This window comes from Corynebacterium sp. HMSC056F09, from assembly GCF_001815785.1.
In the GTDB taxonomy this organism is placed as follows: Bacteria; Actinomycetota; Actinomycetes; order Mycobacteriales; family Mycobacteriaceae; genus Corynebacterium; species Corynebacterium hiratae.
This window is the reverse complement of sequence record NZ_KV821981.1, coordinates 78,412-105,401: the sequence shown is the minus strand read 5'-3', so window position 1 is coordinate 105,401 and position 26,990 is coordinate 78,412. Positions and strand designations below refer to the sequence as shown.

At 61.4% G+C, this 26,990-nt stretch carries 21 protein-coding genes; 8 read left to right on the top strand and 13 right to left on the bottom strand.

Translation table 11 applies throughout. The annotated features are described in order from the left end of the window. Together HMPREF3056_RS12895 and HMPREF3056_RS12890 are read right to left on the bottom strand one after the other, a co-directional pair. Positions 1 to 6,564, bottom strand: a 6,564-nt coding sequence (locus tag HMPREF3056_RS12895) for a G5 domain-containing protein (protein WP_070755002.1), incomplete at its 3' end; no start/stop codon positions are given. Positions 6,565 to 6,953: 389 nt separating this feature from the next. After that, on the bottom strand, positions 6,954 to 7,730 hold the full coding sequence (locus tag HMPREF3056_RS12890) for a hypothetical protein (protein ID WP_070516835.1): 777 nt from the start codon (positions 7,728 to 7,730) through the stop codon (positions 6,954 to 6,956). Positions 7,731 to 7,889: 159 nt separating this feature from the next. On the opposite strand from HMPREF3056_RS12890, the gene HMPREF3056_RS12885 reads away from it, so the two are divergent. Further along, positions 7,890 to 9,029 (top strand): Mrp/NBP35 family ATP-binding protein, encoded by a 1,140-nt coding sequence (locus tag HMPREF3056_RS12885; RefSeq protein ID WP_210401801.1) that lies wholly within the window; start codon positions 7,890 to 7,892, stop codon positions 9,027 to 9,029. Positions 9,030 to 9,035: 6 nt separating this feature from the next. Here the strand turns inward: HMPREF3056_RS12885 and HMPREF3056_RS12880 are convergent, their stop codons facing one another. From HMPREF3056_RS12880 to sigE, 3 genes are all read right to left on the bottom strand, one after another. After that, the gene (locus HMPREF3056_RS12880; RefSeq protein ID WP_049154395.1) at positions 9,036 to 9,614 is read right to left on the bottom strand and encodes a twin-arginine translocase TatA/TatE family subunit; all 579 of its coding nucleotides are present in this window, start codon (positions 9,612 to 9,614) and stop codon (positions 9,036 to 9,038) included. 67 nt (positions 9,615 to 9,681) lie between these two features. Further along, positions 9,682 to 10,131, bottom strand: a complete 450-nt coding sequence (locus HMPREF3056_RS13245) for an anti-sigma factor family protein (RefSeq protein ID WP_049154393.1) — start codon at positions 10,129 to 10,131, stop codon at positions 9,682 to 9,684. Between the two features lie 83 nt (positions 10,132 to 10,214). Beyond that, complete coding sequence (sigE, locus tag HMPREF3056_RS12870; protein WP_070516829.1) at positions 10,215 to 10,880, bottom strand: RNA polymerase sigma factor SigE; 666 nt, start codon at positions 10,878 to 10,880, stop codon at positions 10,215 to 10,217. A 164-nt stretch (positions 10,881 to 11,044) separates the two neighbouring features. Here sigE and HMPREF3056_RS12865 point away from each other — a divergent pair, with 164 nt between their 5' ends. Continuing rightward, positions 11,045 to 11,692: an O-methyltransferase gene (locus HMPREF3056_RS12865; protein WP_046648301.1), complete on the top strand. Its 648-nt coding sequence runs from the start codon at positions 11,045 to 11,047 to the stop codon at positions 11,690 to 11,692. A 460-nt stretch (positions 11,693 to 12,152) separates the two neighbouring features. Here HMPREF3056_RS12865 and glgC read toward each other — a convergent pair whose 3' ends face one another. Further along, positions 12,153 to 13,370: a glucose-1-phosphate adenylyltransferase gene (gene glgC / locus HMPREF3056_RS12860; RefSeq protein WP_046648300.1), complete on the bottom strand. Its 1,218-nt coding sequence runs from the start codon at positions 13,368 to 13,370 to the stop codon at positions 12,153 to 12,155. Between the two features lie 188 nt (positions 13,371 to 13,558). Here glgC and glgA point away from each other — a divergent pair, with 188 nt between their 5' ends. Further along, positions 13,559 to 14,713, top strand: coding sequence for a glycogen synthase (glgA, locus tag HMPREF3056_RS12855; protein ID WP_070516826.1), 1,155 nt, complete (start codon positions 13,559 to 13,561; stop codon positions 14,711 to 14,713). 11 nt (positions 14,714 to 14,724) lie between these two features. Then, positions 14,725 to 16,182, top strand: a complete 1,458-nt coding sequence (locus HMPREF3056_RS12850) for a GH32 C-terminal domain-containing protein (protein WP_070754999.1) — start codon at positions 14,725 to 14,727, stop codon at positions 16,180 to 16,182. A gap of 587 nt (positions 16,183 to 16,769) precedes the next feature. On the opposite strand, the gene HMPREF3056_RS12845 is transcribed toward HMPREF3056_RS12850, so the two are convergent. Genes HMPREF3056_RS12845 through dapE form a run of 7 tightly spaced genes read right to left on the bottom strand, consistent with a single transcriptional unit; the run spans position 16,770 to position 21,673 of the window. Continuing rightward, positions 16,770 to 17,657: a methyltransferase domain-containing protein gene (locus HMPREF3056_RS12845; protein ID WP_070754998.1), complete on the bottom strand. Its 888-nt coding sequence runs from the start codon at positions 17,655 to 17,657 to the stop codon at positions 16,770 to 16,772. A gap of 9 nt (positions 17,658 to 17,666) precedes the next feature. Further along, the gene (locus tag HMPREF3056_RS12840) at positions 17,667 to 17,834 is read right to left on the bottom strand and encodes a DUF3117 domain-containing protein (RefSeq protein WP_010187237.1); all 168 of its coding nucleotides are present in this window, start codon (positions 17,832 to 17,834) and stop codon (positions 17,667 to 17,669) included. Positions 17,835 to 17,869: 35 nt separating this feature from the next. Then, positions 17,870 to 18,223, bottom strand: coding sequence for a DivIVA domain-containing protein (locus HMPREF3056_RS12835; protein ID WP_070754997.1), 354 nt, complete (start codon positions 18,221 to 18,223; stop codon positions 17,870 to 17,872). 3 nt (positions 18,224 to 18,226) lie between these two features. Beyond that, positions 18,227 to 18,964: a glucosyl-3-phosphoglycerate synthase gene (locus tag HMPREF3056_RS12830; protein ID WP_070754996.1), complete on the bottom strand. Its 738-nt coding sequence runs from the start codon at positions 18,962 to 18,964 to the stop codon at positions 18,227 to 18,229. 3 nt (positions 18,965 to 18,967) lie between these two features. After that, complete coding sequence (folP, locus tag HMPREF3056_RS12825; protein WP_210385911.1) at positions 18,968 to 19,780, bottom strand: dihydropteroate synthase; 813 nt, start codon at positions 19,778 to 19,780, stop codon at positions 18,968 to 18,970. Positions 19,781 to 19,806: 26 nt separating this feature from the next. Continuing rightward, positions 19,807 to 20,577, bottom strand: coding sequence for an LOG family protein (locus tag HMPREF3056_RS12820; RefSeq protein WP_070754994.1), 771 nt, complete (start codon positions 20,575 to 20,577; stop codon positions 19,807 to 19,809). Positions 20,578 to 20,584: 7 nt separating this feature from the next. After that, positions 20,585 to 21,673 (bottom strand): succinyl-diaminopimelate desuccinylase, encoded by a 1,089-nt coding sequence (gene dapE / locus HMPREF3056_RS12815; protein WP_070754993.1) that lies wholly within the window; start codon positions 21,671 to 21,673, stop codon positions 20,585 to 20,587. A gap of 91 nt (positions 21,674 to 21,764) precedes the next feature. Between dapE and HMPREF3056_RS12810 the strand changes: the two genes are divergently transcribed. The 4 genes from HMPREF3056_RS12810 to HMPREF3056_RS12795 all read left to right on the top strand — a co-directional run bounded on the left by HMPREF3056_RS12810 (position 21,765) and on the right by HMPREF3056_RS12795 (position 26,973). Beyond that, positions 21,765 to 23,123, top strand: a complete 1,359-nt coding sequence (locus HMPREF3056_RS12810; RefSeq protein WP_070754992.1) for an amino acid permease — start codon at positions 21,765 to 21,767, stop codon at positions 23,121 to 23,123. 18 nt (positions 23,124 to 23,141) lie between these two features. Beyond that, the gene (gene dapD, locus HMPREF3056_RS12805) at positions 23,142 to 24,113 is read left to right on the top strand and encodes a 2,3,4,5-tetrahydropyridine-2,6-dicarboxylate N-succinyltransferase (RefSeq protein WP_070547281.1); all 972 of its coding nucleotides are present in this window, start codon (positions 23,142 to 23,144) and stop codon (positions 24,111 to 24,113) included. A gap of 87 nt (positions 24,114 to 24,200) precedes the next feature. After that, positions 24,201 to 25,631 (top strand): amino acid permease, encoded by a 1,431-nt coding sequence (locus tag HMPREF3056_RS12800; RefSeq protein ID WP_070754991.1) that lies wholly within the window; start codon positions 24,201 to 24,203, stop codon positions 25,629 to 25,631. 481 nt (positions 25,632 to 26,112) lie between these two features. Continuing rightward, a complete protein-coding gene (locus tag HMPREF3056_RS12795) occupies positions 26,113 to 26,973 on the top strand; it encodes a DUF559 domain-containing protein (protein ID WP_049154375.1) in 861 nt (286 codons plus the stop codon). The last annotated feature ends 17 nt before the right edge of the window (positions 26,974 to 26,990 follow it).

Sequence of the window (26,990 nt, the reverse complement as noted above, 5' to 3'; positions counted from 1 at the left end):
CGGCTCGGTCGGCTTGGTCGGGTCGTCCGTGGGTTCTTCGGTCGGTTCATCCGTTGGTTCGGTTGGTTCCGTCGGCTCAACTGGGCCACAGCCACAGTTATCGCTAACGACACCGATAACAGTCTTCACGTTGAAGACATCACCGTTCTTCGTGGTCACCTTGACCGGAATCTCCTTGATGGTGCCGCTTGGGGTATCAGCCGGCGGAGTAACCGTCAGCTCACCCGTGGACTCATCAATGGTCACGGTCCAACCAGCCGGAATCTCACCCAACTCGTAGGTGTTGCCCTCAGTGTGGCCGTAGTTGATTCCAACCTTCTTGGTATCGCCGGCCTTGATGACATCCGGGTTGTAGGTCGGTGCCGGGATCAGCTCGGGATCATCTGGTTCAGTCGGCTCGGTCGGCTCCGTGGGCTCATCCTGCGGGTCTTCCTTCACGATGAAGACAGCGTTGGTGACGTACGGCTTGCCGCCCTTCGGGGTCACCGTTACCGGAACCTCGATGTAGTCGCCGGACTTCGCCGTCGACGGTGCAGTTGCCGTCACCCGGCCGTTCTCGTCAACGGAGACGGTCCAGCCGTCCACGTCCGATGGCACCTCATAGGTGTTGCCGTCCGTGTGCTTCTTTACGTCCTGAGACTCAGACTGGCCAGGCTTAACCAGCTCAACACCGTAGAAGGAGCGCTCCAGTTCCGGATCCGGGTACGGGGCCGGCTCCTTCTCCGTCACCGTCGTGGTGGTGTTGCTGGTCTCGGTAACCTTCTCCGTCGTGGTGACCTTAGAGGTCTCCGTGACGGCCTTGGTACCGATGCGCAGCTTGCGTGGCGTCGGTTCCTTGGTCACATTCTCGTTGGTCTCCGGGCCACCGACAGGAACACCGTTCTCCAGCTTCCAGACCTTGGTGATCTCCTTCTCTCCGAAGGAACCAGGTTGCTCCTCAACGACCTTTCCAGCCTCGAGGTTCGGGTCAGTCTCAACGAGAGTATCGAACGGGATGCTCTCCTTGTGCTTATCGGTCAGCTCAGTCTGCGTCGGGGCAGACCCGACCTCGATGATGCGCTTGGTCGGCTCGCTGACGACCTCCGTGGAATCTTCAGTAGTGATTTCACCATTCTCAGACTTCACGTTGACGGTGTGCTTGATCGCGCCCGGCTTTCCTTCTTGGACGACCTTGGTCTCACCCGGCTTGAGTTCAGGGTTAACCCGAACCTCAACTTCGAATGGGGTGTTTTCGGTCCACTCGATGGTCTTGGACGTGGTCTTGCCCTTAGTGCCGACCTTGATGATCTTCTTGACAGGCTCGGTCACGCGCTCGGTCTTGGTCTCGGTACCGACAACATTCGAGTTCTCAATCTTCTGAGTCGTCGTTACCTTGTCCTTGCCCGGCTTACCTTCTTGAACCGTTTCCTGGGTGCCGGCCTCCATGGTGTCGTCGAACTGAATCTCGGTTTCGAATGGAACGTCAACCTCGGTCACTGTCTCATGAGAGCCCTCGGTCTTGGTACCCACACGAATCTCGGCCGCAACCGGCTCCTTGGTGCGCTCAGTCGTCACGGTCGGCTCGCCGAAAGGCTTGCCATCCACGATCTTCTGAGTAGAGGTCTCGACATCAGTGCCGAGCTCACCCTGCTTGTCGACGACCTGCTTGCCTGCCTCCAAGTTCGGGTCCGCGGTAATCTTCGTCTCGAACGGCACCGGCTTCTCAGTCTTGGTTACCACAGAGGTGTCTTCAGCCTTCGGGCCGTACTCGACGATGCGCTCGACAGGTTCAGTGCGGGCCTTGACTTCCTTAACCTGTGCTTCACCGTTGGTGCTGGTAAAGACTGCAGCATAGGAAGCCTCGCCGTTCTTGCCTTCCTGAACCACCCTAGTCTCACCCGGAGCGAGGTCAGGGTTCGGACGCAGAGTCGTGCCGAATGGAATCGGCTCCTTCCACTCGACCGTATCGGTCGCAGTGGCCTGCTTGGTACCAACGGTGATGACCTCGTCGACAGGCTGCTTCGTGATCTCTTCAGAGACCGTCGGCTCACTGTCCGGGTTCGAGTTGGTGATGTTGCGCTTGATCGTCACCGTCTTCTCACCCGGAACACCTGGCGTCGTCACCTTGGACTCACCAGCAGGCATGTTCGGGTCGTACTTGATGACGACCTTGAACGGAGCTTCCGTCTTGAAGGTTTCGACGTTCTCACCAGTGGTCTTGCCACCAACGCGGATGATCTGCTTGACCGGAGCCTTAGTCCGTTCCTTGGTGACTACCGGATCACCGGAAGGTATTCCGTCGACAAGCTTCTGCTTAGTCGTAACGGTCTCTTCGCCTTCTTCACCCTTCTGTTTAACGACCTGCTCGCCAGCCTTAAGAGTGTCGTCATAAATGATCTCAGTCTCGAACGGGATGCGGTTCTTGTCAGTGAAAACCAGTTCCTGATCCTCAAGGCGCGGGCCGTACTCCACAATGCGTGGCTTCGGATCCTTGGTCACGGTATCCGACGTGGTCTTCACCGTTGGAACACCGCCCGGCTCAAGGGTGGCGTCGAATTTCGCAGTGATGGTGCGCTCGCCAGCTTCGCCCTCCTGAACAACCTTCACCTCACCCGGCTTGAGTGCCGAGTTCGGACGCATGATGGTGTCGAAACCAGTAGACATCTTCCAAGTCATTTCATCGGTAGCCTTTGCAGGCTTGGTACCAATGACGACGACCTCATTGACCGGAGCCTTGGTCTGCGACCACTTGCCCTTTCGGTCCTGTACCTCTGTGCCTGGAACACCTTCGGTTTCGACCTTGTAGGTGCCCTGCGGGACGGTGTCATCGAACTTGTACTCAACATCGAACGGCACCTCGCGCGTCGGGGCATCCTGGATGTTGATCGGTGCATAAATCCGATCGGTGGAACCGTCGGAGTAGGTAACCGTGACCGGAACCTTGATAGAGTCACCCGGCTTCGCGGTCTTAGGTGCAGTAGCAATTACGTTGCCCTTGTCATCCAGGCCGACCAGCCAATTGCCGTTGGCCGTCGTAACCGTGTACGTCGGATTACCAAACTCGTTTTTATCCCCGGTTGCAGTGTAGCCATCAGCCGGAGTGATCTTGTACGGCTGATCCGGCGCCACGGTAATACCTTCAGGCAGATCAATCGTAAGCGGTGCGGTAACCGTCTCACCAGGGAACGTAGTCTCCGGCGGGTAGGTTGGATCGACCTCGAAGTTCTGAGTCAAGTTCACCACAGTGGTTACTGGAGTCTCGTCGGTCGAACCATCGGGGTACGTCACCGTGACGTTGTGTACGTGCTTGTCACCCGGCTTAGAGTCAGCGGGCGGGGTTACGGAAACCTCACCGGTCTTCGGATCGATCTTGTAGGTCCACCCGTCAACGGTGTCCTCAGTTTTCGGCTTGTCGCCGTCCAAGCCGAAGGAGAAGGTCGTACCGTTCGGCGCACCGTCCCGGTTAACGGAACGCTTCACCTCGGTGCCTGGCTTGGTTGATTCGACCGGGTATGTAGGCTCGCTGATGTCCTTCTGGTTCTCCTTCACATTGAACGGTGCATAGACCGTGTCGGTGGAGCCGTCATAGTAAGTGACGGTAACAGGGATACTCACGCCGTCACCAGGTCGAGCGTCCTTCGGTGCGGTGGCGGTGACGACACCGTTTTTGTCGACGCTGACCTTCCATCCATTGAAGTCTGAGGGCACCTGGAAACGCTTCGAAGGATCCTTAGCGAGGTCGCGTTCAGGAATCCTCGTTACTTCCGTAATCTCGGACTTAATTGTTCCACCAGGCGTGGTGTTTTGCAGCAAGTACTGTGCCTCATAGACCTGCCGTACTTCCGCCTTAACGACGACTGTGGCAATCGTCTTATCAGTCGAACCGTCTTTGTATGTGACACGAACAGGGATATCCGCAGAGGTTCCAGGCAGAGCAAACTTGCTGATCGGAGTGGTGATGACACCCGTAACCGGGTCAATCTTCACATCTTCCCATTTCAGGTTGCGGGGTGGATCAATATAATCCGGGTCATTCGGATCCGTAATAATGGAAAACTTCGGTTCAGCAGCATCGTACAGGTTAGTACGATCCACCTGGCTAACCACTAATGTACCGGGTTGACCACTAACCGTCGGATACAAGGGGTCATTCGTACGCGCGTAGGCATCGATGACCGTAAACTCTGCCGGAACAGTAGCGGTGGAACCATCCGGGTAGGTTACTTCTACATTGACGGTGACAGTCGTACCATTCTCCACTGTCGCATTCGGGGTTGCGGTAACCGTACCCTTCTCATCAATGCCGAACTCCCAGTCCTGCGGCAAGTTATCAGGCAACTTGTACTTAGCGAGCTTCGGATCGGACAACATCGTATCGATATCCGAAGTCACCTTCTCCCCTGCCTTAGTCACCTGCGCAGGGTAGGAAGCGAAGTCCTTGCCGGTGCCATCACCAATAACGTTGATGGTTCCGGTCACCACCTGTGGGGTAGCGCCCGTAGCGTAGTAAGCCTTCACTGGGATGGTTAGTCGCGCGCCAGGTATAGCTGTTTCCGGAATCGTCGACGTCAGCTCACCAGTCTTTTCGTCAATAGTGACTGTCCAGTCACCATACTTGTACTCCAAAGAACCGTCTGGGAAAGTATAGCGATTGGGCTTCTCGTCATCGGCGCGACCGCCCAAGCCAATCTCCGGCAAGGTCGGCTGAAGCGTAACCGTTTCATTTACGTGGCCGGATTCCGCAGTGTAGTCCGGAACCTTGATCGCATTGACGATCTGGAAGGGAACCTCAACGGTATCGGTCGTCCCATCTGGGTAGGTAGCGATAACCCTCGGCAAAATCTTGGTGTTGTTCGCAGCAGCTTCCGGCGACGTCGCCTTGACCTTTACAGTTCCGTCATCATCGACCTTTACTATCCATCCGTCCGGAACGGACGTAGGGTCAACATCAAAAGACTTGGGCCAGACTGGGTCGTATCCCTCAAAGCTGGGCTTTAAATCAAGCTCTGAAACGAGTACTTTTCCAGCTGGGCCCTCAACTGTTCCCCTGACAGCTAATTCCGTAACCTGAGTATCGTTCGGGTCGATGACAGCGAGCAGCGGAATAATATCTTGCGAGCCATTGGAATAGGTGACGATAACACGAGGCTGAGCAAACGTGCCCGGCATCGGATTGGCTGGGGTCGTGACCGTGACGTCATAGGTGTTTGGATCTAGCTTGGCGTCCCAACCCCTATAAACGTAGCGCTTATCAAGTTTAACCTCGGCTTCAACGCCGCCATCCTCACGTCTTCTCACCAGGTCAGCGATCTTGTCACCGACCTGCTTATACGTAAGGGTCTGGGGCCCACTGACAACCGTATTCGAAGTCTTATCAACACCAGAGGTCACTGATTGCTGGACTGGAGAATACTCCGGATCGTGGAACTGGGTGTCGTCGAAGCTCCACTGATAGTTGCTCACTACGTTGGCCTTATTGTAGCGAGAAAGCGAATTAGAGCTATCAAAAGCACTACCTTCGCCGTAATTATTCGTCTCAGCGGCAGCTTGAAGCTGCTCCACAGAACGCGGCTTTGCCAACACGCTAAACCGCATGCCCTGCTGTTGACTCAGCTTCGTGCCCTTGTACTCCGGCATGGTGTAGAAGATATCGCCGGTAGTCTGATCAATACGCAGGCTCGACGTGCCGCCACCGGAAGCAGCGGTGTCGCTCGTTCCGATGAAGCTACCCTGGGCGTCGTAGGCCTCCACAACCATGCGGGACAGGGAATCATCCACGCCCCCGTCTTTAATCGCTGGAACGTTAATCTTGCCGACCTTGAGCTCTTCGCCCGGCCTGATCACCAGCTTTTCTTGGTTCTCCCATGACACTGTAATCGGGTTACATTCGATATTCTCGCTCGGCCACGGGTTCACCACGGCCGAAAAGGATGCACTGTCTCCCTGGGTGGCAAACGGACCGGAGGTTCGGTCAGTCTTATAGTTACCCTGCCAGGCGTAGCGTACCGGGTTCGCGGCAGTGGCCTCAGCGAACTGCTTGACTTCCGCATCGGTCAGTTCCGCGACAAGGTTCAGGTTTCGCTGTCGCCCAGAGCCATCAATCTTGAGGAATTCGTCGGCCTTGTGTGTGACTACCTTGTCAACAAAGGTCTGGCCCGCGTCCGTAGCGGGAATTTGAGCTACATCGAGGTACCCACCCATAAGGCCTGAATTGGTAAAGGCCCAATCAGCGAATGTGCGGTCCTTCGAGTTGTCAAAGGAGACGCTCAATCCCCAGGCTTTCTTGTTGGGGCTGGACGCAGACGGCTCAGAGGTATACCAGCTGAAACCAGCCTGGCTACCATTCTCAGCCTTTCCCGAGACAACACACGAACCGGCCGGCAGGTCGGAGGCCTTCTGGGCATCCTGCTCCACCGCTCCCGACTTGTCGCGGATGCCGCCGCTCAGGGCGGCGGCGGCTTCGGGGACGACAGTATTAAAAGAGGTGATGCTGAGGCCGCTCAGCGCGAGTGTAATAGCAGAAAGTGCTGCTACTCCTTTACGGGAAGAGGGCCGACGGGCCGAGCCACTTCGTGGTGCATTCATTCCTTAGGTCCTTTCAAATGCAGTACCCTGCCCCACCCCACAGTGCGGAAACCCGAAAGCCGCGGCGGCTTCTCAAGGTATTTCCTCACAAATTCGTTTAAGGATTGACAGGAAATAGGCAGGTGAACTCTAAAAATTGTATCCTCCTATACATAAACCCGCAAGAAAAACAGGGTTTTACCTGGAATCTTTAACAATAAGTACACAAGCGCGAGGGAACTATAGATTTCCTGGAATCGACCACTCTGTGAGATACTGATCGTTTTCCACACGTAGGGAGTGGGGCGGTGCGGCGAGACGTCGCCAAGCAGGGCGTGTCCAGCGCCGTTTTATACAGTCCTAGGTTGTTCCCCCAGGCGCCGAGGACTGCGCCCCCTAGCTTGTATCTCCTAGGATTCCTCGTGGACCAAATCCGAGCCGCCGGAAGAGTTGGAGTCACCTTCCTCGTTGAGGTTCTGCATGAGGTTGGCCTCCATCCAGGCGCGCACGGTCTCTTCAAAATCCTCGGAGTCGTCTACTTCCTGCACCACTTCATCGAGGTCCTGCGCGGTGAGGAACTTGGTAAAGGAGGCAACTTCCAGCTTTTCATCGCGGTTGAATAGCCCGTCTTGGTAGACCACAACGTAATTCTGTGGAAGCTCCGGCTTTGACTTGGGGCAGCCTTCGGCACCGGCGGGCTCCACCACGGAGACCTCCGGGGGCAGCGAGGCCATGAGCGCGACGTGGGTGCGCTCCAAAAAGTCCACGTCCTTGGTGCCCTCTTCCTTGGCAGCCACGTAGTCCTTGGAAATCGCGCGGGCTTCCTCCGGGTTGTAGACGCTTAAGAATTCACCCGTGCAGCCCACGAAGAAGTTGCCGTTAGTGCTGACCCCGCTGATGTGCTCCCCTCCTTGACGCACCAGCTTTGGCTTCTGAGAAACGGTAGCCGCGCGTCCCTCATCGCGCAGGGTCTGGCGGTAGATCTCCGCCAGCACGCGCTGCTCATGGGATGTCGGGTCAATCATGATGGTGATAGGCGCCGAGTTCACTGGGTTCGGATCCGGCTTGGGTTCATACCCGGAGCAGGCGCTTAACGACGCCCCCGCAACCCCCACCAAGGCCACCCCAACAACGCGGGCGAAGGTGCGGGAACGTGCAATAAGGCGGGGCATCAGAATCAGGCGCATTCTTTCTATTCAACCGGACATGCAGCGCACATGTCGCTGTTCTTCAGGGTTCTCAGTCCGCAGCGCTGGGCCGCGGCATCTGGCTGAATTTTACACACCCCGCTGGCCAGACGGCGGTGTGGCTCTCCCCGATAGCAAGTGACTAGACTAATGCGCGTTATGACTAGCGCTATTACTGAATCTTCCGTTCGCGACGCGCTCACCCGCGTCGATGACCCAGAAATCGGACGCCCCATCACGGAGCTCGGCATGGTGAAGTCCGTAGCCGTCAACGGTCCGGACGTGGACATCGAGCTTTATCTCACCATCGCCGGCTGCCCGATGAAGGGCACCATCGAGTCCAATACCCGCGCGGCCGTGGCGGAGATCGACGGTGTCGGCAACATCAGCATCTCCATGACTCCGATGAGCGACGAGCAGCGTAAAGAGCTCAAGCAGAAGCTGCGCGGCGGGCAAGCCGAGCCGGAGATCCCCTTTGCCAAGCCCGAGTCCACCACCCGCGTGTTCGCGGTGGCCTCCGGCAAGGGAGGCGTGGGCAAGTCCTCCGTCACGGTGAACCTGGCCGCTGCCTTGGTCAACAAGGGGCTCAAGGTGGGCATCGTGGACGCCGATATTTACGGCCACTCCGTGCCCAGCCTGCTGGGTTCCACGGCGGGCCCCACAGTGCTTGACGACGAAATGCTGCTTCCCCCCATCTCCCACGGCATCAAGCACATTTCTATTGGCCAATTCGTGGAGGGCAACGCGCCGGTGGTCTGGCGCGGGCCGATGCTCCACCGCGCCCTCCAGCAATTCCTCGCGGACGTCTTCTGGGGCGACCTCGACGTGCTCCTGCTGGACCTGCCGCCGGGTACCGGCGACGTTGCCCTGTCGGTGGCCCAGCTCATCCCCAATGCGGAGCTGCTGATTGTGACCACCCCGCAGGCGGCTGCGGCCGAGGTGGCCGAGCGCGCCGGTTCCATCTCGCAGCAAACGCGCCAGCGCGTGGCCGGCGTGATTGAGAACATGGGTGCGATGGTCATGCCGGATGGCTCCACCATGGATATCTTCGGCTCCGGCGGCGGCAGCGTGGTGGCCGAGCGCCTCAGCGTGCTGCTGGGCCACGAGGTTCCTTTGCTCTCCAGCATCCCGCTCGATCCGAGCCTGCGCGCGGCTGGCGATGCCGGAACGCCCATCGTTATTTCCGCGCCCGACTCCCCCGCTGCCCAAGCCATTAACAAGGTGGCCGATTCCATTGCCGTGCGCTCCGATTCCCTCGTGGGCAAGAAGCTCGGCTTGGGTGTTACCCGCAAGAGCTAAAAGCCCTTAGGTGACGTCCTCCCAGGAGGAGCTGCCCTCGCCGGTGGATGCATTTCCGCCGCGCGGGGGCTGTGTCGTTTTAGCCGCCTTCTCCCCCGCCGGCTGCTGTGCTCCGGCGTTCAGGTCCGGATAGACCTGCGAATAATCGAAGGTCGGTCGGCCAGTGTTCTGCTCCGGCGCTGGCTGTGCCGGTCCCTGCTGGTTATGCGCGGGTTGGTTGTTTACTTCCGCGTCATGCTCATACGGGCTGGTGCTCTTCTTGATGTCCTCTGCCATCTTCTTCGGGTTGAAGTCGTCCCAGGCGGAATCGTCGCCGTCGAAAAGCGCCTTGGTGATCACCCCGCGCGGCCCCATGCGCGTCCACTCCGCCGCCTGACTCAGCGGTACGCGAAGATCATCGAACTCCGCGCCGAGACCGCTCATCTCACCGTTGAGCTCCGCCTTGGCATTCGCAATGGCCTTGCGCGCGGCGTAGATAGCCGCGCGGACGTCCATGATCACGCCGGGCAGGCGCTCGGGGCCGATGATCACCAGACCCAGCAGCACGATGACGAGGATCTCTACCCATCCAATTGAGGAAAACACGAAACTATCTTAACTACTTCGCTAGTGATGACAGGGCGACGGGCGCGCGGAAGGCTTCGGTCTCTTGTTAGCCCCGCTGGTTGTGCCGGATGGCGCGCACAACCATCTCCACCTTGTCCAGGAAATCCTGACGTGGCTGGTGCGCAGGCGCTTCCGCATCCGGCCCGGGCCCTACGCCCTGATGGGCGATGCCAGCAAGCTTCGCCATCAGGGAATCAGGAGCCTTGACATGGGATTCCACGCTGCATTCACGAACCCACTCGGCGGCGTTGCGCTGGTGGTGGATTTCTGCCCGGCATTCCGGGCAGTGCACGAGGTGGATGCGTACGCGGTGGGCATATTTGGCTGGCATCTCGCCGTCGACGAAAGCGACGACCGCCTCGGGCCCCAAATGGCCGATAGTATCTGCCCGCTGAGCGCGGGCCTTTGCCTTATCGCGGACTTTGGCTTGGGCCTCGGTGAAGAACCCGGACAGACTCAGGGACTGGCCGTCGCTGCTATGTCCTTCTTCTTTCACCTCAACGTCACCTCACCTCAGTGCGCGCTCCTCTGCCCTAGGCGGCAGAATTCTCGCGGTCTCAGACTTAAACGCTGCCCAGTCTAGCGCGTACGCAGCAGGCTGCGGGTGTCTGCGTTGCTCTCGGCTTCCTTCTCCAGAGCGGCACGCAGCTGGGAGCGGCCGCGGTGGATGCGGGAGCGCACGGTGCCCATCTTGACGCCGAGGGTTTCGGCGATTTCGTCGTAGCTCATGCCCACGACATCACAGAGAACCACGGCCACGCGGAAATCCGGTGCGAGGTTATCGAGCGCGGACTGCAGCGCCGGATCCAGGTTAGCTACCGAATAGGCCTGCTCCGGGGTCATGTCGGTTCCGGGGACGCGCTCATAATCCTCCGGCAGGGCCTCCATGCGGATCTTGGAGCGGTGGCGGACCATGTCCAGGAAGAGGTTGGTGGTGATGCGGTGCAGCCAGCCCCCAAAGGTTCCCGCTTGGTACTTATCCAAGGAGCGGAAGACGCGCATGAAGGTCTCTTGGGTGAGGTCTTCGGCATCGTGCTGGTTGCCGGAAAGGCGGTAAGCCAAGCGGTAGACATCATCGGCGTGCTCAGCCACGAGTTCGCCCCAGGAAGGCATATCGGCTTGGCCGGCGTCGAACGCAGCGGTTCCGGTCAACTTCTCAGTTTCAGCGCTGGCATCATGGCTGCCAGTGGCGGAGGAATCGGTGGAACGGTGAGCGTGCTCAAACTCGCGCTGCTGTGTGGTCATGCCGAATATCTTTCTATAGTGCGCGTCGAAACTCCAGCCACGGCCCTGTGAGCAGCCTGTGAATCCGTCACAACGCTTACATGCGCTTCTTGCGTCACACGGGCCAGCGAGTTACGGGCGATTCTCAACACGCAACCTCGGTGATTTCACTATGGTTTTCTTTTGTGACTACTACGGCTTATGACGCAATGCGAACCTACATCGAATCCACCAGCGAGGTCTCCGAGGTTCTCGCCGGCGCTCGCGCCCACGCGGAGGAGTATGGCCTGCCAGCACCGGATGAGGCAACCGGCCAGTTGCTCACCACACTCGCGGCGGTTTCATCCGGCACCACCTCGCGGCCGCAGGCGGTGGCGATTACTCCCGCAGCATCCGTCGTGGGCCTCTATCTGCTTGCCGGCATGCCAGAGAACGGAATCCTCACCTGCATCGATCCGGAGGCAGAGCACCAAGCCAGCGCCAAGCGAACCTTCCGCGAGGCCGGCTACTCCCCCAGCCGCGGCCGTTTCTTACCCTCGCGCCCCCTCGACATCATGGGCCGTCTGGCTAATGACACCTACCAGGTGATCTACGCCGAGGTCCCCGCGCTCGACATGCCTGCGCTGCTCAAGGCCGCCTGGCCGCTGCTGCACCAGCACGGCACTTTGGTGCTGGCCAATGCGCTTCTCGACGGCACCGTGGCCGACCCCTCCCGCACCGACCGCGACACCGCCGCTGCCCGCGAGGCCGACGAGGTTGCCCGCTCCCTCGAGGGCGCGGCCGTGACGCGCCTGCCCTACGGCGCGGGCCTGACGCTCATTACCAAGCTGTAGCCGCCTTCTGAAACTGCCCGATCTGCCAAAACCATCGCCCGTTTTTCGATCGGCACGGAGACTTTCGTCATTTAGGGCACCATTGGTTTAGCCACTGATACGTCTCCGAGCAAACCCCGCCCTGTGGCGCCGGTGTCCTTCTTTGCGCCCACTTTTACTCCTTCTCCGTTCCCACCCCCGCCCTTCGCGCTCACCGTGGGGCTTCGCCAAGCGGCCTGCGCGCGCTCGGTGAGCGCGAAGGGTGTGTTGGTGCAAGGTGTGGTTGTGCCGCGCGTGATGTTGCAGGGTGTGGTTGTGCCGCGCGTGTTGTTGCAGGGTGTGCTGTTGCAAGGGTGTGTTGTCGCGCAGGCTCCTGAAGCAGCCTGGGACTCGTCGGCGCCATCAAAGCCACGAAAATCGGGCGTGGAGTGGACTTCAATCCACCCGCACGCCCGCTTAAACTACTGTGCTGTCTCGCGGCTTAGACCTTTACGTTCTTACCCACGACGACCACGCCACCTTCGGAAACCTTGAAGCGCTCCTCATCGCGCTCGCGGTCCACGCCGATGATCGCACCATCGCTGACCACCACGTTCTTGTCCAGGATGGCGTGGCGGACCACCGCGCCGCGTCCAATGCGCACGCCCGGCAGGATGACGGAGCCTTCCACCGTCGCGCCATCGGCCACGTGCACGTCCGAGGAGAGCACAGAGTTGCGCACCGTACCGCCGGAGACAATGCAGCCCGGAGCCACCATCGAGGACTGCGCGATACCGTTCTGCACGAACTTCGCCGGCGGGAAGTTCGAGTCATCCGTGGAGTGAATCGGCCACGAACGGTTGTACAAGTTGAAAATGGGGTGCACAGAAATCATGTCCATGTGCGCCTCATAGAAGGAGTCGATGGTACCGACATCGCGCCAATAGCCATGGTCACGCTCCGTGGAGCCGGGCACCTCATTTGCCATGAAGTCGTAGACGTGTGCCTGCTCGCGCTTCACGAAATAAGGAATGATGTTTCCGCCCATATCATGCGCGGAGTCCTCATTCTTTTCGTCTTCCAGCAAAGCGTCAATAAGCGCCTGCGTGGTGAAGACGTAGTTGCCCATGGAGGCGTAGGTCATGTTCGGATCATCCGGGGTGGCCGGGGGATTCGCAGGCTTCTCGACGAACTCCGTAATCGTGCCCATCCCATCCGCCTGGATGCAGCCAAAGGCAGAAGCCTCCGAGCGCGGGACGCGGATGCCTGCCACTGAACAGTCCAGACCAGTCGCGATGTGCTCCTCCACCATCTGGGCCGGGTCCATGCGGTAGACGTGGTCGGCGCCGAAGACGATCACGTAATCCGGCTTCTCGTCATAAATCAGGTTCAGCGACTGCAAGATGGCATCGGCCGAACCGTTGTACCAACGCTTACCGCGGCGCTGCTGGGCTGGCACGGAAGCGATGTACTGCGGGGTCGGCCCAGACAGGTTCCATGCCTGGGAAATGTGGCGGTCCAAGGAGTGGGACTTGTACTGGGTCAGCACCGCAATCTTGAGGTATCCGGCGTTAACGAGGTTGGACAGCACGAAGTCGATCAGGCGGTAGGAACCACCGAAAGGAACGGCGGGCTTAGCGCGGTCTTCCGTCAGCGGAAAGAGGCGCTTTCCCTCGCCGCCGGCAAGGACAATGGCAAGGACATTAGGAAGGCTTCTCACACCACCCAACTTATAGACATTTTCCGCATCGTGCAGTAGAAGTTTGCGTGATTTTACCCCCTTTAACCTCCCTCACCCCGCTTGCATGCTTCCTTCGTGTTTGCGTCCCAAAGCCGCTGCGCGCCGCGCCCGAGGCGCGCGATAGGAAGGTTTAGCGCGCGCTGCGGAATGTCCGTATTCTGGCGAGTATGAGAGCCGGAATTTTTTCTAAGGAGTATCCGCCTGAGATTTACGGTGGAGCTGGCGTCCATGTTGCAGAGCTCACCCGTTTCATGCGCGAGATCATCGATGTCTCCGTCCATTGCATGGGGTCTGAGCGTGACGAGAAAGACGTCTTTGTCCATGGCGTTGACCCCGCATTGAAGGATGCTAACGCCGCGCTGCAGACACTGTCTACGGGTCTGCGCATGACCAACGCCGCCTCCGATATCGATGTGGCTCACTCCCACACGTGGTACACGGGCCTTGGCGGGCACCTCGCCAGCCGCTTGTACGACATCCCCCACGTGGTTACCGCGCACTCCCTCGAGCCGCACCGCCCGTGGAAGCGCGAGCAGCTGGGCGGCGGTTACGAGGTCTCCTCTTGGTCAGAGAAGAACGCGATGGAATACGCCGACGCCGTCATCGCCGTATCGGCCGGCATGAAAGATTCCATCTTGGATGCCTACCCCCGCATCGACGCCGATAAGGTGCATGTGGTCCTCAACGGCATCGATACGCAGGTGTGGCAGCCGGGTGAGTCGGCGGTGCTGGATAAGCTGGGCGTCGATAAGCAGCGCCCCATCGCCGCCTTCGTCGGCCGCATCACCCGACAGAAGGGCGTCAAGCACCTGCTCAAGGCGGCTCAGAGCTTTGACGAAGACATTCAGCTCGTGCTGTGTGCGGGCGCGCCGGATACGCCGGAGATTGCGGCGGAGACTGAAGCCCTCGTGGAGGAGCTGCGCTCGCAGCGCGATGGTGTGTTCTGGGTTAAGGACATGCTGTCCCGCGAGGAGATTAAGCAGGTCTATTCCGGTGCCGATGTGTTCGTCTGTCCGTCGATCTATGAGCCGCTGGGCATTGTTAACCTCGAAGCCATGGCGTGCGGCACCGCGGTCGTAGCCTCCAATGTGGGTGGCATCCCAGAGGTCGTCGTGGATGGTGAGACCGGCGTTTTGGTCAATTATGACGCCGCCGATGAGACTACTTTTGAGGCCGACCTCGCCGCCGCCGTGAATCGGGTTGCGGCGGACAAGGAACTGACGCAGCGCTTTGGTAGCGCCGGTCGCCAGCGCGCCATGGATGACTTCTCGTGGGCCACCATCGCGCAGCAGACCGTGGACATTTACCGTTCGTTGATGTAGGAAGGACTGCCGTGACTCTTAACGAACCGCCTCATCGCCCAGAACTTCATTTCGTTCCCGATACCGGGTTGCTCGACGCCCCCGCGGGAATCGTCCGCGACGGTAACACGTGGCACCTGTTCCACCAATACCGGACTGCGGCTGACCAGCCCGCACGCTGGGGCCATTCCACGTCCGAAGAAACAGCTTTTGAGTGGCTGGACTGCGACGACGTCCTCGCCCCCGTAGGCGGAGAGCTGTCGCTGCGTGCTGGCTCCGTCGCGGAGGGCCAGGACGCCCTCAACTTGTATTTCACCTCGGTGACTTCGGTGGGCACGAGCGTGCGTCTGGCACGCTACACCGACTACGCCGATGAATGCGTCGTCTCCGATGACCCTTCGGCGCTCGACCCGGATGTTGTCCGCTTCGGCGAAGCTGTCGGTGCCAGCACCAATTACGACCGCTTCCGCTCTCCCTCCGTGGTCCCGGATTGGGCTAAGGAGGACCGCGAGGAAGGCCACGATGGCTGGCTCATGCTGGCCCTGACCGGGCACTCCGACGCGCCGGTGCCGGTGATTCTGGATAGCCCCAACGGCGAAGCATGGACGCTGCTCGGACCGTTGAGCTTCGATGGTGATCCTGGCTTCGAGGACGGCGAGGTTCCGGCCACCTCCCCCATCCCGCCGGTGGTCTCGCCGCGTTTGGTGCGCCTGCGCGACGAGGTCGATAGGGAAATCTACGATGTGCTCTTCGTGACACTAGAGCGCGAGGGCCGTGATGTTTCCGGCTACATCGTGGGCCGCCTTGATGGCACCGTGTTCACCGTGGCGAAAGGTTTCCAGCGCGTGGACTTTGGCCACGATTTCTCCCGCCCGCGCAACACCAACACCACGACCGGAACGATTCCGCAAGAGCGCCGCTACGACCGTGCGGTCATCCTCGGTCTGCTCAACGGCAACGGTCGCGGTGACGACGCCACCAAGCACCCATCCTGGGAGGCGGAGGGCTGGGCCAATAGCCTGTCGCTGCCCCGTGCGGTCACGCTGCAGGGCGGTGTGCTGTACCAGACCCCGGCGGAGGGTCTGCCGGATGCGGTGAAGCTCTCCGATTATGCCCAATCCTGGACTGGTGTTTTGGAGGTTCCGGAAGGCTCCGCCGTGACCGTCACGCTGAAGGACGGTAACGGTGATGCCGCCGCGGTCATCCGCCACACCGGCTCCGAGATCAGCCTGGATCGCTCCATGTCGAAGGCCTTTGATCACTACTTCAAGGACTCTGCTCCTGCGGTGACCCAGCTGGCTGAGGGCGATTCGGACACGCTCACCGTCATCCAGGACGGCGCTAGCGTTGAGGTGTTTGTGGATGGCGGCTTGGTGGCCATGAGCTCCCGCGTCTACTTCGAGGGCGGGTGCTCTGCCATCGAAGTCAGCACGGAGGGCGAGGCTGTCATTGAGCAGTCGTGGAGCCGAAAGGGCACCAAGCGCTCTTAATCGCATCGCGCGTGTGCTGAACCATAAGAAGGAGGACCGGGATGACTCGGTCCTCTTTTTAATGCGCTCCCCTACCCTTCGCGCTCACCATGGACACCAAACAACCACCGCGGGCGCTGCCGGTGAGCGCGAAGGGAGATTGAGGCGGAGGTCGATGCAGATGCCTTCGAGCGCCAGCGGGACCACGCAGCCTGCGCGCATCACTAAGCCAAGTCAAATCTCATCCCCGCCCTTCGCGCTCACCATGGACACCAAACAACCACCGCGGGCGCGGCCGGTGAGCGCGAAGGGAGATTAGCGAGGATGCCCTCGAGCGCCAGCGGAGCCACGCAGCTGACGCGCGTCACTCAGCCAGGCCGAGCCTCACCCCGCCCTTCGCGCTCACCGTGGACTTCAGACAACCATCGCGGGCGCTGCCAGTGAGCGCGAAGGGAGGTTTGGTAGCCGCGCGGCGTCAAGGCCTGGCCAGGGATGTAGCCATGAAGCGCTGCGGCCGGGCCGCGAATGCATTTATGAGAAGCGCTGCCGCTGGGCCAGGAAAGTAGCCGTGAAGCGTCAAGGATGCGGCCCGAGATTAAAGCCGCCTATTAAGCAGAGCGCAGGCGGTCCAGACGAGCATGCGCCGTCACGGTCAAGGTTTGCGGCAGAGAGGCCATACGCTCGGCCAGCTCTTCCGGGCTGATGTGGCGCGCCGAGGGGCTCATTCCCACCTGCGCGGCGATAGAAGCCTTATCCAAGACAATGGGGAAGGAAATATCGACCGGGTCGGCCGCCTGCTCAAGGAAACCTTCCGCCTGCGCGTAGAGGCGCTCCACCTTTCCTTCCTCGACGCCGAGGATGCCCAACGGCTCCCGCAGCTCATCGAGGTGGCCAGCCTGCGGAGTCAGCACAATGACCTCCCCGCCGGGGGCGAGCACGCGCTGGAATTCCGCCGGGTTGCGCGGAGCGAAGACGACCGAGATGGCGTGAATCGAATCATCCTTCAGCGGCAGACGCTCCCACACATCCGCGACCACGGCACCGACGCGCTCGTGCGACTTGGCCAGGTGCTTGGCCGCATGCGTAGAGATATCCAAGCCCACGCCGCGAGCGCCCTCAATCGAATCGAGCGTGTGGGCAAGGTAGTAACCCGTGCCCGCGCCCACCTCAAGGAGCGCGGGGGCGGTGTCCACATCCAGGCCTGCTACGTGCTCAGCCGCATCCTGGGTTTCCAAAGAGTCCTGGACCGCGCCGGTCACTGCCTCCACGAAGGGCGCGAAGTGCCCCATGGCCAGGTAGGTCTCGCGGGCGGTAACCATCGCGGCATCGTCGCCCTGATGTTTCAGGCCCGCGCCGGCTGCCAGCGTGACGTAGCCCTGCTTGGCCACGTCATAAGAATGGCCGGTCTCCGACACGAGGCGAGAAAAATCATCCGCGCCCTGCAGGGCGCTGCCATCGGCGGGATCGGCCAGAATATCGACGATATGTGAAAGCATGCTCCTAGACTAGCTAGAAACTGCTACGAGGAGTGAACCCAGCTCCGCTGCTTCTTCTTTACTGAGCTCAATGACAATGCGCCCACCCCCGTCAGAAGGAATGCGCATCACGATCTTGCGGGACTCCTCTACCGCTTCCATCTCTCCACCAGTGGTACGGGGCTTCATCGCTGCCATATTGAGTCTCCTTCGACTATTTTTAGAACGTCCTTCTAGTCTAGCTCTTTTTCGGCCGACAGCGGCAGGCTCGTTGCCACGCCCGCGGCGGAAGCCTCCGCAGAATCATCTGTAGAACCGTCAGAAGCCACCAGCTCAGCGCCCAAGCGGCGCTCCACGGCGGCCAGCAGGGCGTCCACTTGGTCCTGGCGGTAGCCGCGTGTCACGACGTCGAAACGCAGGTCGTCGAAGCGCCCCTCCTCAAGGGCGCGCAGATTCTCCTCGTTGGTATCCACGGCCGTATCGGGAGCCTCCATCACGGTCCCCCGACCCACGATGGTTCCCCACGCCCATGTGCCAATGATGACGAGGGCGATAAGGACGACGATAAGAAGAATCCAGGACATCATGCGCTAAATCTTACCCAGCAGCGGCGGACGTTGGGCAACGGGGCCAACCACGCCCGCGCGGGAGAGGATGGTGCGCGCGACAACATCGGCCATCGGGGCCAGCTCCTCAAGCGGCCGGTTGCGGTGGGCGCGGGTGCCCAGGTCCACCTCGGCGATGGCGTGGGGGCCATAGCGCTTGGCGACGTCTATCAGCAACCCCGCCTCCACCCCGTAGCCCGCCACAAAAGGCAGACCCAGGGCTGTCTCGCGGCGAATCGCGTACTCCCCGCCCAGAGGTTGATCGATGTGCGCGAGCTCGGGGAAGAACATGCGCAGCAGCGGCTTGGCGCTCAGCTCCGTAACTCGCCCGCCACCGGTGGGCTGGCCGTTCAGGCTGCGCGCGTAGCGCGCCTTGACCAGCTGCACGTGGGGATCCACGAAAGGCTCGGTCAGCGCGGTAACCATGCCGGGCGCAGCAGATTCTAAGTCCGCGTCGATGAACACGACCACCTCACCACGGGCCGCGGCCACCCCGCGCCACAGGGACTCACCCTTTCCCGGACGCGGTTCCTCGTCCAGCACCTCGCGCCAGTTGCACACCCGGGCACCCGCCGCGGCGGCCCGGGCGGCGGTCTCATCGGTGGAGTCGGCGTCGATGACGATGACCTCTAAAGGCTCATCCGCCAGGCAGGCGCGCACGACGTGCGCGACGGTGCGCTCCTCATTGAGCGCAGGGATGACAACGGAAACGCTCGGAAACATGGCTTAGGCTAGCCCCCGGGTCGTCGCCAAGGGCGCCATCTGCCCCTGGATGGCGGCGGTCATACGGATGACATCCAACGTCGGGCCCACCTCATGTACCCGAAACGCCGCCACGCCGCGCGCTGCCGACCACGCCGTTGCCGCCAGCGTGCCCGCGACGCGCTGGTCCACGGCGCGGTCGAGGGTCTCACCCACAAAGTCCTTGTTCGACAAGGCCATGAGCACTGGCCACCCCGTCGCCACGATCTCATCGATGCGCCGCAACAGTTCCAGGCCGTGAAAGGTGTTCTTGCCAAAATCGTGCGTGGGGTCGATGAACGTCAGCTCCTCCGGACAGCCGAGGTCGGCGGCGCGCTCAGCTAGCCGCGTGGTTTCCGCGATGACGTTGGCAACCACATCGTCGAAGTGCACGCGGTGCGGGCGGGTGCGCGGTGTGACACCACCGGTGTGCGAACACACGTAGCCGACCTTGTGGTGGCCAGCCACCTCGATGAGCTCAGGATCCCACCCAGCCCACGTGTCATTGACCAAGCTGGCACCAGCGGCGATAGCTTCCTCTGCGACCTCGGCGCGCCACGTGTCCACGGAGATCAGCGCCTCCGGGCGGCGACGGTGCAGCTCCGCGATAGTCGGCACGACGCGCTCGATTTCCTCGGCCGCGTCGACGTGCTCACCCGGGCCGGCCTTGACGCCGCCGATATCGATGATGGAGGCGCCGTCGTCAAGCGACTGCTCAGCACGCTGGATTGCGGGGTCGAGCTCGAAGGTGGCGCCCTTGTCGTAGAAGGAGTCCGGCGTGCGGTTCACAATCGCCATGACCCGTGCGAGGTGAGGAGCGGAGGTCACTTGTCTTCTTGCTCCCGCAGGCGCTTGTCCGACATGACCTTGTGCGCGGCCAGGATGTGAGCGACGGCTTCATCGATATCGTCGGTGACGAGGAAGAGATCGAGGTCCTCGGGGTTGATGAACCCACCCTCGGCCAGGGTCTTCTTCATCCATTCCACCAGGCCTGCCCAGTACTCGGTACCCATGAGGACGATGGGATAGTTGGTCACCTTGCCGGTTTGGACCATGCACATGACCTCGAAGAACTCATCCATGGTGCCCATGCCGCCGGGCAGGCAGATGAAGGCCTGGGAGTACTTGAGGAACATGGTCTTGCGGGCGAAGAAGTAGCGGAAGTTCAAGCCCAGATCCACGTAGGGGTTCAGGCCCTGCTCGTGCGGCAGCTCGATGCCCAGGCCCACGGACAGCCCGCCGGCCTCGTGCGCACCGCGGTTGGCTGCCTCCATGATGCCGGGGCCGCCGCCGGTGATGACGGCGTACCTGGCTTCTACCAGGCGGCGGCCCAAAGCCACGCCCAGCTGATAGTTCGGATCATCCTCCGGGGTGCGGGCAGAGCCGAAGACGGTCACGGCCTTGGGCAGCTTGGCCAGGGCGTCGAAGCCGTCCACGAATTCGCCCTGGATGCGCAGGACGCGCCACGGATCGGCGTGCTGCCATTCGTGATCTGCACCAGACTGCAGCAGGCGCTGATCAAAGGTGGAGGACTGCTCTCCGGCGGTGCGCACGAGAAGAGGTCCGCGCAGGGTGCGCAGTTGCTCAGGAGTCATGGTGGTGTTATCCCTTCAGGTAATTCAAGAGTGCGGTCGAGACTTCGGTGATCTGGGTGATGGGCACCTGCTCGTCCTTCTTGTGAGCAAAGCCCGGATCGCCGGGGCCGAAGTTAACGGCCGGGGTACCCATCTCGGAGAAACGGGCCACGTCGGTCCAGCCGTATTTTGCGCGGACGTTGCCGCCGACGGCGTCGACAAGCGCGCGTGCCGCTGGCTGCCCCAAACCGGGCAGGGCGGCCCCAGCGATGTCATCGACCTCCACGGTGGTGTTGTCGTGTTCGCCGAGGACCTCCATTAGGTGCGCCAGCGCCTCCTCGGAGCTGCGGTCGGGGGCGAAGCGGAAGTTGACGAACATCCAGGCCTCATCCGGAATGGTGTTGGTGGCCACGCCGGATTCGAGGTGAACGATGTTGAGGCCTTCCTTGTAGGTGCAGCCGTCAATCTCGACGTCGCGCGGCTGGTAGTTGGCCACGTTGAGCATCACCGGCGCCAAGGTGTGCGCCGCGTTGGAGCCCAGCCAGGCGCGGGCCGAGTGCGCGCGAGTGCCGTGGGCGGTAACGCGCACGCGGATGGTGCCTTGGCAGCCGGCCTCGATCATGGCGCCGGAGGGCTCACCCAACAGCGCTAGGTCTCCCTGCAGCCACTCCGGGTGATCCTTCTGCAAGTGGCCCAGGCCGTTGAATTCGGTGGCGACCTCCTCGCCCTCATAGGCGATGACCGTGAGATCGTGCTTGAGCTCATCGGAGTCGTACAGCTGCGCAAAGGCGTTGAGGTAGACCGCCATGCCGGACTTCATGTCCACGGTGCCGCAGCCATACATGGTGGCGCCGTCCTCCGACATGGTGTGGGGGACGTTATCGGCCAAGGGCACGGTATCGATGTGGCCGGCGAGGACCACGCGGCTTTCGAAGCCCCGATTCGTCCGGGCGCAGACAGTGTTGCCGTAGCGTTCCACCTCTACTGTGCTCTGGTCCAGACCGCGCAGGGCTTCCTCGACGGCATCAGCGATCGCTTGCTCGTGGTGCGAAGGGCTAGGGATATCCACCAGCGCCTTGGTCAGCTCGATGGGATCGGAGAAGAGATTTAAAGTCACAACCCGCCATGCTAGCGCCCCCGGTTGCTTAGTGCATTGCGTAAAGTACTTCCCGTTGCAAACAATCAACAGCGTTGAAGGTGATTTCCCTATGGCTGCGGCCACTCAACTCAAAACCCGCCACCTCACCATGATGGGCCTCGGCTCCGCGGTGGGCGCAGGCCTCTTCCTGGGCGTCGGCCTAGGCATCCAGGTATCCGGCACCTCCGTCCTTATTTCCTATGCGGTGGCTGGTGCGCTCATCGCTTTGGTGATGTGGATGCTCGGCGAGATGGCCGCCGCCCGGCCTTCGCTGGGCGCTTTCTCTACCTATGCGGGCCAGGCCTTCGGGCCCTGGGCCAGGTTTACCTTGGGCTGGATTTACTGGTTCATGCTGGTCATGGTGATGGGCGCGGAGATTACCGGTGCCGCGGCGATTGTCTCCAACTGGTTCGGGGTGGACCCCTGGATTCCGGCATTGGTGGCCGTGGTCTTCTTCGCCATCGTTAACTTTGCCGCCGTGGGTGGCTTCGGCGAATTCGAGTTCTGGTTCGCCATCATCAAGGTGGCCACGATCGTGGCCTTCCTGGGCGTCGGTGTGCTCATGGCACTGGGTATCCTGCCGGGTATGGACCTGTCCATGGCGGGACATAACTTCACGGAGAACTTCCTGCCCAACGGCGGCCCCGGCTTTGCTGCCGGCTTGCTCGCCGTGGCTTTCGCTTTCGGTGGCATCGAACTGGTCACCATTGCCGCGGCGGAATCTGAGGACCCGGCCCACAACGTCGCTACTGCCGTGCGCGCCATCATCGTGCGCATCATGGTCTTCTACATCGGCTCCATCCTGGTCATCACCATGGCCTTGCCTTTCAGCTCCATCCAGGACGCCGATGTGGCCGCGGACTCGCCCTTCACCCTGGTCCTCGCCGCCGCGAAAATCCCCTTCGCCGCGGGATTCATGGAAGCCATCATTGCCCTGGCGCTGCTGTCTGCCTTCAATGCGCAGATTTACGCCACCTCCCGCTTGGTCTACGACATGGCCAAGGACCACAGCGCGCACCACGTCTTCTTGAAGACCAACGTCTCCGGCTCCCCTATCTTCGCGGTCGTGCTCTCCATCATCTTTGCCTTCGCATCGGTGGTGCTGCAGTACTGGAACCCGCCGGGGCTTCTGGCCTTCCTCTTCAACGCGGTGGGCGGCTGCCTGCTGGTCATCTGGTGTTTCATCGTGGCCTCCTACATCAAACTGCACCCTCAGATGAAGGCCAACGGCGAGCTCACGACGCTGCGCGTGCCGGGCTTCCCCTGGCTGCCGTGGCTGACTGCCCTAGCACTGGTGGGTCTTACGATTCTCATGCTTTTCGACGCCTCCGCCCGCAACCAAGTCCTCGCCGTCCTCATCCTGACCGTGGCCCTGGTTGTGATCTTCCACCTACTGCCGGGTAACAAAAGGCGCGCGTCGAACGCGTAGCTGCTAGGGTGTGACCCTATGACTTCAGCATCCGCACGCGGCCTGGCAACCATTACCCACGACGGCACCGTCCTGGACGTCTGGTTCCCCGCAGTTCACACCGATATCTCTGTAGAAGCCAGCGGCACCGAGCGCTTGGAGGAGGTTCCGCAGCAGTTCGCTGACCTCGTTGGCCCCGACGAGGAGCGCGGCGTCGCCCGCATCGCGGTGGAGACGTCCATCAAGGATCTGGACGAGGCTCCCGCCGACACCTACGACGCTTACCTGCGCCTGCACCTGCTCTCCCACCGTGCAGTCAAGCCTCACGGCCTGAACGTCGACGGTATCTTCGGCAAGCTGGCCAACGTGGTGTGGACCAACTACGGCCCCTGCGCGGTTGCCGATTTCCAGATGGTCCGCGGCCGCCTCGCCTCCCGCGGCCCGGTCGTGGTCTACTCCGTCGATAAGTTCCCGCGCATGGTGGACTACGTTGTCCCGTCCGGCGTGCGCATCGGTGACGCCGACCGCGTTCGCCTGGGCGCCCACCTCGCTGAGGGCACGACCGTGATGCACGAGGGCTTCGTTAACTTCAACGCCGGCACCCTGGGCGCCTCCATGGTCGAGGGCCGTATTTCCGCAGGCGTCGTCGTGGGCGATGGCTCCGATATCGGCGGCGGCGCCTCCATCATGGGCACCCTGTCCGGCGGCGGCAAGGAGGTCATCTCCATCGGTGAGCGCTGCCTGCTCGGCGCGAACTCCGGCGTGGGCATTTCGCTTGGCGACGACGCCGTCGTCGAAGCCGGCCTCTACGTCACCGCCGGTACCAAGATTGCGGTCTTCGGCAAGATCGCGGAGGCTCTGGGCCTGTCTGAGGGCGACACCATCAAGGGATCCAAGCTCTCTGGCGTTTCCGGCGTACTGCTGCGCCGCAACTCCGTGACCGGCGCCGTCGAGGCCGTGGACTGGAAGTCTGAGGCTGTGGCCCTCAACGAGGACCTGCACAAGAACTAAACGCTGTTGCTTGAGGCCCCCGTTCTTGCGGGGGCTTTTCTTGATCCCGGGCCCTTTATGCCCACTTACCGCGAGCGGCTGCCTACAATGCTAAAGGTGACTGCTCAAAACGATTCCTCTCCTCGCTCACTCGGCAGCGGCTTGAAGGTCCGCCACCTGACCATGATGGGGCTGGGCTCCACTATCGGCGCCGGCCTTTTCCTAGGCACCGGTGTTGGCATTTCTGCTGCCGGCCCCGCGGTCCTCTTGGCTTACCTCATCGCTGGATTCCTTGCCATCCTGGTCATGCAGATGCTCGGTGAGATGGGCACGGTCATCCCCGCATCCGGCTCCTTTTCCGAATATGCGGAGCACGGTATCGGCCGCTGGGCAGGCTTTACGCAGGGCTGGATTTATTGGCTTGCCACCGTCGCGGTTCTGGGCGCGGAAATCACCGGCGCGGCCGGATTCATCGGCGCGTGGTTTAACTGCCCGCCCTGGATCCCCGCAGCCATCTGCGTGGCTCTCTTCGGCACCATCAACCTGCTGCGAGTGCGCTTGTTTGGTGAGTTTGAGTACTGGTTCGCCTTCATCAAGGTCGCCGTCATTATTGCTTTCCTCGTTATCGGCGCGCTGCTCATCTTCGGCCTTCTCCCCGGCCACACCTTCATCGGCACGTCTGTCTTCCTCGAAGACGGCTTCATGCCCAACGGCCTCGGCGGCGTGGCCGCCGGCTTGCTTGCCGTGGCCTTCGCGTTCGGCGGCATCGAGGTTGTCGCCATCGCCGCGGCAGAATCCGAGGACCCCGAAAAGTCCCTCGTCAACGCAGTGCGCACCACCATTACGCGCATTTCGGTGTTCTACCTGGGCTCTGTTCTCGTCATCACCTTCCTCTTGCCCTATTCCTCGCTCGGTTCCGCGAAGTCTGCTGCCGAGTCGCCGTTCACCATGGTCTTGGACCGCGCGGGAATTCCAGGTGCTGCTGCCATCATGGAAGTGGTCATCGTTCTCGCACTGCTCTCTGCTTTTAACGCGCAGATCTACGCTTCCTCCCGCATGATGCACTCGCTGGCTAGCCGCGGTGAAGCCCCCAAGCTCTTCGCCGCCACCGACCGTCGCGGCGTCCCGACGGCGGCCATCGCGCTGTCTGTCATTCTTTCCGCGGTGATGGTTGTTCTCAACTATGCAGATAACGGGTGGCTGCTGTCCTTCATGCTCAACGCCGCTGGCGCCTCGCTGCTCATCGTGTGGGTCTTCATCGCAGTGAGCCAGTTGCGCCTGCGCCCGCAGCTCGAGGCCATCCACCCGCTGCCGGTACGCATGTGGGCCTACCCCTACCTCACGTGGTTCGCGCTGGCGCTCTTTGCGGCCATTGCGGTGCTCATGCTTACCGACGCCTCCGCCCGCATCCAACTCTTCTCCGCCGCCGCCATGTTCGCGGTACTCGCCATCGCCGGCGTCATCAACGCGAAGGCCCGCGGCATTGCCCCGACCTCGCGCCTGCCCCTACCGACGGCCGAGGAGCTCGAGGCCCGCTAGCCGCCCCTCGCCATCTCGCCGCCCCACCCCCTCGTTTCCATCGCCGCCCAACCCCTCGTTTCCATCGCCGCCCCACCTTTCGCGCTCACCGGCCGACCAGCGTTGTACCGTTTGTCCGCTCTTGGTGGCCGCCAAGGGTCAGGCGCAGGAGCTTACCCACTCAATCACTCCCTTCGCGCTCACCATCGATGAGCTGAAGAGCACCAGGCACGTGCTCCGTGAGCGCAAAGGGGAAGGCGGAACCAAACGGGCCGCTTTCCCGCCACGCCTATCACTGACCACCCTTCGCGCTCACCGGCGACCGGGGTGTCGCTTTTTCAAGGCTGCCCGTGGGCGCGAAGGGAGTTTCGGGGCGGGCAAGAGGTGCAAAAATTGCGGACGCGACAGCTTTTTAGCGCAAAATCGACGCCGCAGGGCCAAGTTATCCACAGGCGGGGATTGACCCTCGACGCGTCGTGAAGCACTGCATACCTTGAGCTTCATGAAGGCATGGACGACCGCGGAGCTTCGCGAGCAGGGCTTGAGCAAGGAGGCAATCAGGCGGAAGCTTCGCGCGGGGACGCTCTTTCGCGTGCACCGCGGGATTTATAGCGACGAGTGGTCGCCGCTTGCCGTGGCGCGGGCTCTGGCACACGGGCTCAGTCGAATACATTTCACGGGCAAGACCGCACAGGAGATTCACCTGGGGAGGAAGCTGACGTTTCCGCTGGAAGCCGAGGGCCCGCGCACGCTTAAGGGCAAAAATTTTCGCGTGACTCATTCACGCCTGTCGGCTACTGCCAAGGTAAATGGCCTGCCTGTTGTTCAGGTGCTGTGGGCAGCCCGTCGTATAGCCGCGGCGTGCGGGCAGCTGCTGGAAGCGCACTACCGCGGCAAAACAGGACCAGCCCGCCTCGAAGATGACCGGCGAAGGATGCGTCGGGTTCCCCGGCGCTTGAAAGAGACTATCCGCCGCACGCCGATTGGGGCCGATAGCGTACCGGAGCGCCAGCTCAGCCGAAGGCTTAGCGCGGACGGGATCTTTCCTGAGCACAACGCGCTCATTGCGGGGTACCGCTTTGACCTGAAGATTGGCAAGCTCATCATCGAGGTCGACGGCTGGGAGTACCACAAAAATGATCGGGCGTTTCAAGCGGACCGCTCGAAGCAGAACGCGGCCGTAGCCCATGGGTATACGGTTTTGCGCTTTACTGCCGACGATATCCGCTACCACCTCAACGACGCCTTCTTGCTTATCAAAGCGACTCTTGAGCTGCTCAAAGGACGAAATCCCAAGCTCCCTTCTGCGGCGACCCAGCCTTATTGGACTTGGCACTTATGCATGCAAACATTGCCATCGTGACAAGTTTGCTTTACACT